The organism is Thermithiobacillus plumbiphilus, from assembly GCF_038070005.1.
In the GTDB taxonomy this organism is placed as follows: domain Bacteria; phylum Pseudomonadota; class Gammaproteobacteria; order Acidithiobacillales; family Thermithiobacillaceae; genus JBBPCO01.
Genome location: NZ_JBBPCO010000002.1, coordinates 352269 through 363401, shown reverse-complemented (window position 1 = coordinate 363401; position 11133 = coordinate 352269). Strand labels below are relative to the sequence as shown.

9 protein-coding genes are annotated in these 11133 nt (G+C 52.7%); 1 reads left to right on the top strand and 8 read right to left on the bottom strand.

All coding sequences use genetic code 11. From position 1 onward, the window contains the following. The first annotated feature begins 145 nt into the window (after positions 1-145). The gene (locus tag WOB96_RS03785; protein ID WP_341369943.1) at positions 146-1252 is read left to right on the top strand and encodes a hypothetical protein; all 1107 of its coding nucleotides are present in this window, start codon (positions 146-148) and stop codon (positions 1250-1252) included. A gap of 36 nt (positions 1253-1288) precedes the next feature. On the opposite strand, the gene WOB96_RS03780 is transcribed toward WOB96_RS03785, so the two are convergent. From WOB96_RS03780 to epsF, 8 genes are all read right to left on the bottom strand, one after another. After that, a complete protein-coding gene (locus WOB96_RS03780) occupies positions 1289-1843 on the bottom strand; it encodes a DapH/DapD/GlmU-related protein (RefSeq protein ID WP_341369942.1) in 555 nt (184 codons plus the stop codon). A gap of 53 nt (positions 1844-1896) precedes the next feature. Then, entirely contained in the window at positions 1897-3066 is a 1170-nt protein-coding gene (locus WOB96_RS03775) for a putative glycoside hydrolase (protein ID WP_341369941.1), read from the bottom strand. A gap of 213 nt (positions 3067-3279) precedes the next feature. Then, complete coding sequence (locus WOB96_RS03770) at positions 3280-4785, bottom strand: oligosaccharide flippase family protein (RefSeq protein WP_341369940.1); 1506 nt, start codon at positions 4783-4785, stop codon at positions 3280-3282. 69 nt (positions 4786-4854) lie between these two features. Continuing rightward, complete coding sequence (locus WOB96_RS03765; RefSeq protein ID WP_341369939.1) at positions 4855-6018, bottom strand: glycosyltransferase family 4 protein; 1164 nt, start codon at positions 6016-6018, stop codon at positions 4855-4857. Then, positions 6015-7208: a glycosyltransferase family 4 protein gene (locus WOB96_RS03760; RefSeq protein ID WP_341369938.1), complete on the bottom strand. Its 1194-nt coding sequence runs from the start codon at positions 7206-7208 to the stop codon at positions 6015-6017. The genes WOB96_RS03765 and WOB96_RS03760 overlap by 4 nt, the downstream gene beginning before the upstream one ends. After that, the gene (locus WOB96_RS03755) at positions 7174-8703 is read right to left on the bottom strand and encodes an O-antigen ligase family protein (protein WP_341369937.1); all 1530 of its coding nucleotides are present in this window, start codon (positions 8701-8703) and stop codon (positions 7174-7176) included. Before WOB96_RS03755 ends, WOB96_RS03760 begins: the two co-directional genes overlap by 35 nt. A 78-nt stretch (positions 8704-8781) precedes the next feature. Further along, complete coding sequence (gene epsG / locus WOB96_RS03750) at positions 8782-9666, bottom strand: chain length determinant protein tyrosine kinase EpsG (protein ID WP_341369936.1); 885 nt, start codon at positions 9664-9666, stop codon at positions 8782-8784. A 20-nt stretch (positions 9667-9686) separates the two neighbouring features. Beyond that, positions 9687-11123 (bottom strand): chain length determinant protein EpsF, encoded by a 1437-nt coding sequence (gene epsF / locus WOB96_RS03745; RefSeq protein WP_341369935.1) that lies wholly within the window; start codon positions 11121-11123, stop codon positions 9687-9689. Positions 11124-11133: the final 10 nt, after the last annotated feature.

Below are 11133 nucleotides of genomic sequence, written 5' to 3'. Positions count from 1 at the left end.
AATACAACTAGAGCTGGACGTGGCCGCAAAAAGAGAGGAAGGGGAAGCCAGCCCGCACAAACCAGCCAATGAGTCTTTCGACACTGGCCAAACAGGCAGTTAAAAGGTTAGCTTGCGGAAGCAATCAGAAACAGCTGGAGGAAGTATGCGCGGCTTGGAATGCGAACTGCTCTGTCACTCGAATTCTCCACACCTGCAGCAGGTATATACAGGCTATCATCTCTTGGAGAAGCAGGGATACTTGCGTCTACACCAGCGCGTTGACAAAAAGAATATTTACGATGACCGCAAGCCACCGCATCTGCGGGACGCCCGGCATGCCCATCTCTTGGTGCGCCTTGGTAATGGAATTTTCCTTTTCTACGATACGCATGACAGCCATGAAATCGATAAGGGAGCTCTGGAGCAGGTGGATTTCTATTTCAAGCGCAGCTTCCTGCGTGGAGAATTCGAAGACAGGCGCATACTCCCTCTTGGTTTGAACTATCCCGTTGTAGCAGATGGAGTTGACATGCGCCGACTGTACCGGACCTTGGCACTTGAAAGCGGGCCAGGCAGACGAATGAATCTGCTGAAGCAAATACTACACAGAGAACATATTTATTTATCCAGGACGCAAGCCCTGCCAGATTTCCGCCAAGAATCGAGAATACTCTTCATGGTGACCAGCTGGGACCCCAGGGAGGCCCCGAGTCCCGAAAAAGCCGCTGAGCGGGAAGACATAAACAATATGAGGGCCCAATGTATCAGGTTGCTGAAAAAAGAGTTCAAGGACAGGTTTCTGGGAGGCTTCCAACATACGGAACATGCGCGCAAGAATTACCCTGACTGTTTACTGCCAGACCCGGCGCTCTTCCGGAAGAAGATTTTTATGCGCACCATGAGGACTTATCCTATCTGCGTCGCTACCAGTGGACTGCACGCCTCCACTGGCTGGAAGATGGCGGAATATGTTGCTCACTCCAAAGCCATTCTTTCAGAGACCTTACATTATCGACCTACCGGTAGTTTTGGACCCGAGTCTCATTATCTAAACTTCGCATCCGCCGAGGAATGCATTACGCAGGCAGTACGTTTATTTGAAAGCCAGCCACTACGAAATCGCCTCATGTTGAATAACTACCATTACTATCAGAACCACCTGAGACCAGACAGCCTGGTGCTCAACACACTGGCTATCGCCTTGAGTGAGAGCGTCCAGGCCGAAGACTTTTCTGACAAATCCTTATCGCAGGCGCGAACGAGCGCCTGATGCTGTCATCCTACAGGGACTTTCATAGGCCGGGCATCAACAAACATAACCTATATCATCCTTCATCTTTCTGTTCATTTCTGCTTTCTTCTCGTCATCAACATTTTTGGCAAGTGTATAGGTTTCATCGAATACTGGCACAGCGTGCATTTCCGATTTACGCCTGTTCAGAAATTCTTCCAGGCCACACAGAACCCGGCATGGGTTGCCAGCAGCAACAACGCCATCGGGAATATTCTTTGTAACTATGCTACCTGCGCCAATGATGACATCATTGCCGATCGTTACGCCTGGCAGGATGATGGACGATGCACCAATGAATACTCTATCACCTATTTTCACCTTGCCGATTCTGGTATAACCAAGGTGTGTCTTTGTACTCGCGTCATGCGCCAGGATATGCACTCTAGGCGCTATGGTGACGTCATTTCCAATCCTGATATGCCAACAATGGCTCCAGTCGATTCTCGCTTCTGGCAGGAGTTTGAGGTTGTTACCCACGACCAGCCCGCGCCTCTTTAATCCTTCCAAGTAGTCTGGCATCAGATATTTCTTTGCCAGCTTTGAAAGTACATTATAGAAAGTGGACATGGCGACCTCCTGACTTCAATTATGTTTTCAAATCCATCGAATAATGACCAAGGCTATGACGAAGTCCGGCGCAGAATGATTCCATCCTTTGCGGGGAGGGTGACTGTCTTCACCGGTCGGCCATCATTGATGTCAGGATCCTGCTTGCCTGCAATTCGCTTGTAACCCGGATCAACAGTGACCATGACCTCATGAGGGGAGGGATTGACCAGCACCATGCCTTTCTGGAATATACGACGGTAGACGCCACGCTTCCAAGGCTTGGTCTGCGCACCTTCCACCGGCCGGCCCAGGCTGACGTCATACTCGTCGAACCATGGCACCGAGCTGTAACCCTTGGCCTCATCCGTGAAGGAGAAGTAACCGTCGTCCATCAGGGTGGAGGCAAAGGCATAGCGGAAGAACCTGTAGTCAGTGGGCTTGCCCCAGACATTGAAGCCCACGATCCTGGGGGCTACCGTATTACGAATTACGCTGTGATATATCCTCATCATGGCCTGCCAGCCATGCTGCCTTTCAATAGACCATGATTTGCCCATCATGCCTTCCAGGAATGCGCCTTGCAGTTTTCCTCGATATTCGGGTGCGGACAGATCATGATCGACATTGGCCATCAACATCAAACGAGGCGCCAGTTTGTGGGCTTCACGCCATTCCGCCAGATGGGCCTTCCGGTACATTGAGGAGTAACGAGGATCAACATTGCGGTCATCAGCCCCATCCTCATTCCAATCGGCACTTGGAATGCGGCTTTTCTCGAACACATTGTCGAAGTACCAGATGTCGAACTGCGGCACCGGCTTGAAGTACTTGTTGTAGTCCCGCTGTGCCAGCCATTGTGGCCAGTATCTGCCTTGGTCATCCTTGCGGGTGAACGTGCCAACATTCACATCATATGTATCGTACTCCTTGGTCCATCGCACTTTTGAACCATCGGCCTTGCGCAACCACCAGTTCTCGGCATCCAGTTTCTGCGCCTTGTCCTTGTCTGCTGAATATTTTGGATCATTGGCAGTGGTAGCATCACCGAGAATGGTGTACTGGCCGAGCAGGATATCGGGATTTCTGTCCTTGATCGCCTTCACGGCAGCTCGAATACCCTTGTCGCCGCCATAGGAATAATTGGTTTTCCAACCCGGATAAAAGCCCAGGATTGCAACATCCAGCCGACTCAAGGCCTTCTGATAGTTCGGGTCGTCGTAATGTTTGTCACCGATATTCATGCCATACAGCCGGGGGAAAGGCGGATTATATTCATGCGCAGCGACATGTGCAGGGAGGAGTGTTATACCCCACAGGAGTCCCATGCCAAAGATTGATCTGGTCAGGTGCTTCATTGACTGTGAGTCCATCTCCCCTCCTCTTGCCACCAGGCTGGTATGCTAATGCTGTTTCGAAAATATGCAGGAACCATTATATCTCCCTAATGGGCCCAATCAGACCCGTCTGCGACGCCGCAGCACATCTTCAAGCACTGACTTGATCAGATCTCCCTTGCCAAGCAGAATGAGCATCAGTATATAGACTGTGATCATGGAGAGCCCGCCCAGGAACAACTGCCCAATCAGATGGCCGGAAAACATGGGAAGTAGCGCTACACCCTTGCCCACGCCTCCGGCGACAATCGCAGCGCCCAGCAGAATTCCAAGTTGTTTCCAGTCCAGGAAGCGGCTAAAAGACGTGTTTGTAACGGATACGGCATGGCGCAGATTCATAAGTTCTCCCAAGGAGAGAGCCAGAACGCTACCCAAGGCGGCCCCCAGAAGTCCAAACACACGAGCCCCCAAATAGCTGACGACAATGGACATGAGTAGCAAGCCAAAGTTGACGCGAACCGTAAATCGCCCCTGGCTGAAGACTCTCAATATTGAATTGACTTCCACAGCTTGGGCCAGCATGCCTAAAAGATAGATCCGCATGACATCAGCTGCCATGAGATAAGATCCAGTATAGATCAACTCTATGAGTTGCGTAGAAAAGACAAAAAAGAACACCAGCATGGGAAATAGCAAGAAGTTGCTGCCTGCATTGGCCTTGCGGTTCAGATTCAGAAGCTCTTCGCGATCTCCACTGGCATGCAGCTCACTGAGCCTGGGCATGACGGCATTGCTTACCGACTGACGGATAATGTTTGCCAAGGGTGAAAAAACGTATGCAACCGAAAAAGTAGCAAACACGCTGGTCGAAAATAAAGATGCAACCACCCACTGATCTGCCTGACCGCGTAGAATGTAGAGGCTGCCAGAAATCCCGAATGGCGCTGCGTATATAATCTGTCCTCTCAACAGATTGAGGTTCACTTTGAAAACATTCCGGCCGTGGTATTTACCGATGTAATAATACAGCAGGCCGAGCTTCACGAAGGCAAACAGCAGCAGTGCTGCGAAAACCCATTCGATGTCCCGTGTGACGAATACCACAAGCACAATAGTGCTCGCTCGCAACAGGGAAAGACCTACGATGACACGTGCCTGCCAAGCGATACGCTGGTCGGCGTTGGGCAGAAACTCCACAAGAGACGCGAGCACCCAGACAAATATGAAAAGCGGCAGGAAAAACGCATTGCTTGACAGATGCTCCATCTGGCCGGGCAACCAATGATTCCAAGGACCAACCAACACTGCGCCAATCAGGCCGGTGCTGGCAAGAAAGAGCAGAGTGTTATTGATGTAAATCCTGGCCCTTTCAGCCCCCTCTCTCGGCAGGAGATATAAAAGGCTGTGCGGCATATGCAATTGGCCAAGCGCGATAGCCGCATTGGCAGCTAGCCAGAGCATTCGGTACTGACCGAATTCCGTAGGATCCAGCAGGCGAACCAAGACAATCGGAAGCACAATCTGGATCATGAAATCCAGCAGGTTTGCCTTGCCAAGAGACATGGCCTGTGAACGTGTGCTCGTATTCACCCTGGCGGAACCAGGGGGCTGGCTGGCAATCGACATGATATGATCAACATGAAAGGACAACGTGAATGACGGGGTCTGTACATACTGCCATACGACCCGGATTTTTTATGTGGAGCAAGCCCTGGATATACCCGATGTCAAAACATCCTTTTCCATGAGGATATCCTCATAGGCCGCGAGCATGCGATCCAGAGTAAATCGTTCTACTACCGTTGCCCGTGCCGATCTCCCCATTTCTTCCCGCAGGGGCTTATCCGACAAGCGGAGAAGCAGCTCCACCAAGGCATCCACATCTCCCTTTTCGAAGAGAAACCCTGTAGCGCCATGTGTGATCTGTTCGGGCACTCCGCCGATAGCAGTGGAAATGACCGGCTTTCCAAGTGCCATGGATTCCAGCACAGCAATCGAGAAGGTTTCGACGGCAATTGATGTCAGGACCATGACATCGCAAATTGCAATCAATGGCCTGACATCAGATTGAAATCCGGTAATCACGACAGCGTCTTCAAGCGCGGACTGTCTGATGTAGGCCTCTATTTCTAAGCGCGTGGGGCCATCGCCAATGAGAAGCGCCTTGGCAGGAAGTCCAAGATCCCGCACTCTCCGCAACGCCTTTAAAAAGTCAAGATGGCTTTTCTCGGGCCTGAATGCTGCACAGACTCCTACCAGATAATCGCTTTCTGCAAAGCCATACCGATTTCTTATTGCAACTTTCTCCACTTTCGAAAAGCTGTCCCGGAAATGCTCTGTATCAACCCCGTTATGGATATACTGATGCTGCTTCAGGCGCAAGCCTTGTGCAAGCCAGTATTCCTGCTGGTTTTTGCTGACAAATATCACTTTGTCACATTTGCTGAACAACTTATGATATAACCGTTGATGCCATTGATTTGCATTCTTGGGCATCTCAGTGGTATGGAATACCTCAATAAGCTCAAACCGGTACCCGGCAAGAAGACGTGCCAGGTATCCATACAGCATGGAATATTGATTGGTGCACATCACCACTTCTGGCCTGGTACTTCGGATGTGCCGGATCAGTTTTCGCAGGGCAGCCCAGTCAAAGCCATTCCTCGCCTCACAACAAAATAAATAATCCAGCCGTTCCGCATTTACCTGGGGTAGCAGGTTTTCCTGCCGTTTGAGATAGGCAAGAGACAATTTGAACATATCGCGATCCAGGCCATCGACGAGGCTAAGCACATGCCTTTCAGCTCCGCCACTCAGCAGCGAGTTCAGCAACAAAAGCACTTTGCGTTTTTTCTTCATGGCTTGACCTTGACTGCCGAAGATTTCAGTGCCTGACCTGAAGGCTTGCCATCCATCAAGGCATCAAAGGTGCTGATGTACGGTTCCAGAATCTTGTCCGGGTTATATTCCTGGCGCATGTATTGCAAGCAACGTTGACTTGCCTCATGCCAGGAGTGCTCTGCCTGTAGATATTGCTCCACCATGTTCCGCATTTCTGCCAGATCCTTGACGCCATTGCCCAAGCGTTTACGCTCAATGATATCGTCCGGGTCAAACAGCGCCACGACTGGAGTGCCACGCACCCATGCCTGGAGATAGGTATTGGGGAATCCCTCCAGATCTGACGTATTCACGAATACCTTGGCCCGGTCATAGAGCTCGTGCACCTGACTATACGGCACCTGCCCGTGAAAGGTCACATTGGGCAATTTCTCCGCACGGGATGATATTTCATCATACAGCCTGGGTTCGGTAGGGTACCTGCCGCCTACGATATGAAATTGCCGGTGCGGCATGGTTTCTGCCAGATCAACAGCCAGATCCGGACGTTTTATGGCCCGCAGATTGCTGACCCAGAGCATATCGATATCTCTGCCCGAATAGCTTTTGATATCATCAGGCTCGTCGACGAGCATGGTCGCCACTTTGCTGTCACGGCCGAAGTTCTTGCGCAAGCGCTCCTGCTGGTGTTGTGTCTGGGCCAGGATCGTGTCGGCTCTGGCAAGCCCATACCGGTACAACCACTTGTCCCGGGTGTGCTTGATTGGCAGATTGTCTGGCTCGCAATCACTGTTTAGGGCGATGCGGAAGACCAGACGCCGCTGATACACGCGACAAAACATGGCGACCTGTCCAAGCATCATGCCAGCGCAGCTTACATAATAGATATCTGCGTTCGCTCTTCGCAAAGCCGACCAGACCTTGGTCCAGCGTGGATAGACAAAACGGACTATGGGAATTCCTTCATCTGGCTTGTAAGCCTTGTATGTCGTCACACCACTCCAGCTCTGGCCATCATCCTGGCCATAGTCCGAGACTATTATCGAAACGTCATAACCCCTCTTGTTCAGCGCCCTGGCAAGCAAAGCATGTTGAACCTCTTCGCCACCGTTTCCATGATGTCCATACTCCGGGGCCAGCACCGAAAGGCTTCTCAAACCCACGAAGCATATCTTAGGCTTTCTGGAGCGCACCAGCTTCCCTCCCATATCGCATATTTATTTCGGCATTTTTCAATTCCATGCTTTCAGCCACCTTGCTTTTTCTGGAAGCATATGCCATCCGTCCAAACAGTATTCCAATGGCCATCCAAAGAAAGACCTGAGGGTGTGTCGGAAAGAACTTGTCATCCGTTATGCCCTGGATCAACAGTACGATGATGGCTATTGATCCTCCCTCGAAGAACCCGCGCATGATTTTGCTATCTTCCGCGTTTCTCATCTTGCGAAACCCGTCCCACAGATACTTATAAAACAGCATGATCATGGCAAAGCCGATGATACCGACATCCATCAGTGCGCCAAGATAGGCATTATGGGTATGCCCTACGATCAACATGTGCCCTGTCTTCATGGGCTCGGACCAGAGTATCGAGGAGATGCCATGGCCAATCAGCGGGCTAGTGAAAAGCTCTGGGAGCAGCGGCATCCAAATCGTATCCACGCGACCAGCGCTTATTTCGCTGACATTGCCGTCACTGACGCCGGTCATGGCCCGATCTATGAATGCATGTGGCAGCAGGAATGCGACCACCAGCGCCGCCAAAAGAAGGTAAAGAACTGCCTTGCCCTGACCACGAGTCAGCATGTAGATAAGGTTGGTGATGGCAAATCCCAGGAATCCACCACGACTGAAGGTCAACAGAATGGTCAATCCAAGCATGGCAGCAACGACAAACAGTAGAAATCTAGTCTTGGCGCTGTCCAAATTGGCTCGCGTGAACAAGACCAGGGCGTAGGCGATATTGAAAAGCAAGCCAAGCTCATTGGCATGCATTCCGACCTTGCCCATGACGCCGCGTGAGGTGGCCTGTGCCAGCGCCGATAGGCCAAGACCGGAGGTGGCTACTGCGAGAAGCGCCATCAGTGAGATCAAAACCACTGAAATCAAAGCCGGTGCCATGAACAGAACCGGGCGATCGCTGTCATATACTGCTGCCCCGATCAACAAGGCAAACAACACCAGGAACAGCGGCTTGATCACGAGATCCCGCAGGTACCCCGCGACATTGTCGAAGCTGAGCATCTTGCTGGCATACAGAAATGACGGAATCTGATCCGCCGACATGGCACCGTGAATAGCACCAATGGCGATAGGTATCAGGTAAAGCCAGAACATCTTGGCCGGTATGAAGGGGTAATCCTGGCGCTGAAAAACCCTTTTGAGCAAATAGGAAGCCAAGGTTGCCATCAACAGCATATTCAAGGGGTTGAGGCCAGTCACGCCAAGCATCTGGCGTGGAAAGAATTCACTTTCCGCCAGCGGCATGAACACGATCAGCAGCACCACACCCAGGCGATAATCCCGCAGAATCAAAGCTGCGGCGGCAACTGCTGCGGCAAGAATGAAGGTATTTGCATTGCCGAGAAACACCAGCGCCAGCCCACCAACCATAGCAACACCGGCTGCTATTACATAAAGCCAGAGCTCTTTGTTATTGGACTGCTGGCGCAGAATGTCTTGACGTTGGGATGCAGATGACATGATTTATCGTCCCCTTTGAGCCGGAATTTGGCCCACGGACGGGTCCACCACTCCCCTGAGTGGACCCGCCTGCCGCAATCAGAACCGGTTCAGCACGCTACCTACGATTTCAGCGTTGGTCGCTGCGATCGTGGCTTTCAGCGACACGGCATCGTTGACGCGGGTGAGATCCTGGCGCATGACCATCAAAGCGCCGCCTGTGTGTTTCAGAACCGTCTGCGCATCGGCGTTCATGTTGCTCGGCGGTGTATCGATGATGATGACGTCATAAAGATCACTGAAATCTTCCAGCAAAGCCGGAAAATCCTGACGGCTGAGCAGTTCCTGGGGGTTGGGCGGAATCGTGCCCGAAGTCAGTAGATAAAAGTTGGAGAAGGCATTCACCAGCATGACGGCGCTGTGATTGACGCGATGCGCCAGGACGTCCGACAGGCCTTCCCGGTTGGGCATGTTGAAGATTTCATGCTGGCGTGGGTTGCGCAGGTCGGCATCGATGAGCAGAGTCCGCCGGCCAAGCTGCGAGAACAGCACAGCCAGATTCGCTGCCATGGCGCTACAACCCTCACCGACATTGGCGCTGACCAGGGAAATCATCTTCTGACCCCGGTCGAACCAGCGCAGCAGCAATTGGCTTCGCAATGTCCGCAAGGCCTCGACTTCTGGCGAGAATGGCTTGTAGGCGGCAATCAGCTCCTCGCTCATGCCGGCATCGGAATGCGGCAGATAAGTGTAGCCAAACTGACGCGCCAAGGCGAAACGAACGTCCTCTGGCAACACCAACCCCAGTTGCAGGGCAGCTTCACCGAATCGCAGTTCCTGCTCGCGTTGCAGGCGGAGAATGGGGTCGATGTCCTCCCATTGCAGTTTGCCAGATTCCACCAGCAAGGCACCAATCTTGTTTTCTTCTGTGACCAGTGACTTGACTTCGAATCTGGCCTGGCTTTCCGGAAGTGTCGAGCTCATGAGTTCACCCCTTTTATTTACTATTTGGCGGGATTGGGAAGCGCTTTGGGCGCGAGGCCTTCCAGACGCGGCCAAGTACCGGCGAATCGATCGTGACCAACCTCCTTGCTGACGACGCCAAGAACCGGCACGCCAATCGCATCGAAGATATCCGCCTCGGAGCGCACCCGGCGATCCATCATTTCAAAGAGGATGGCAAGCAGCAGCCCAAGTCCAAGGCCCAATACCCCGGCACCAAGTACATTGAAGAGGAGCTTTGGCTTCGAGGGCAGCACAGGCGCGGTGGCCTGACTGAGCACCGAAACATTGTTCATGCTGACCTGGCTTTCCATGCGTGCCTGGGTGAAGCGCTGCAGGGCGGTGTCATAGGCCTTCTGCGCGGTATCCACATCCCGGACCAGTACCGCCATCTGATCGCGCTTGCGCTTGATCTCCAGCACCTTGGCCTTCTGCTCCGCAAGCGCCTGGCGTATGGCTGCCTCACGAGACTGCTGAATGCTGTTGTTGTTCCTTACGCCGCTGACGATCTTGGAGATTTCCTGATTCACCCTGGTGCGAAGTCCAGCCACCTGGGCAGCCACTTCCTTGTACTGCGGATGGCTGGGATTGAGGGAGGTTGCCAGCTCATTGAGCTCTGCTTCTTTCTGGTAGAGCTGCGATTTCAGGTTCTGCACCAGCGGACTGGCAAGCACTTCAGGCATGGTATCCGCGCCACCACCAAGCTTGCCGGCCGTGCTGTTACGCGAGCTGCTCTCGAAGGCTGAGGCCTGCGCCTGTACCAGCTGGTTTGAAAGGTCGCTGAGGCGCGCATTCTCGACATCCAGACGTTCATCCACATCAATGATGCCATTGCGCTGCTGATAGGCTGAAAGTGTAGCCTGCGCCTTTTCCCAGTTCTTGCGCAGCGCGTTGAGCTGGTCGTCGAAGAGCGTGGCTGACTGCTTGGCAGGATCCACACGCAGCGCCAGGGTGGTCTGCATATAGGCAGCGGCGAAGGCATTGGCAACAGCTGCGGCCATGCGCGGATCATTGGCGGTATAAGTGACAGCTACCACCCCACTATCCTTGGACGGCTCAGCCACCAGGTTCTCCAGAAGGCCAACTGCCAGCCATTCCCGAATGGAACCCCTGCCTTCGGTAGCTTCCATGAAGGCTTCACGATTTTTGGGGTCCTGATCCAGCTTCAGGTTCTCCACCACCTTCTCGGCGACTGCCTTGCTCTTGAGGATGTCGAGCTGGGTAGACATGTAGGCCGGGAGAATCTGGGGATTCAAGGCGCTGGCCTGGCCACTGATGGGATTGGGATCTTTGAAGTCCATGACCAGGCTGGTGCTAGCCTCGTACTCCTTGGGCATCAGCAGGCTGACGGCGACTGCCACGAATACGGCAACCAGAAAAGTGAAAAGGATGAGCTTTGCACGTGAATGCAGAATGTAGATAAATCGCTGAAAGTTCATATGTCCATCC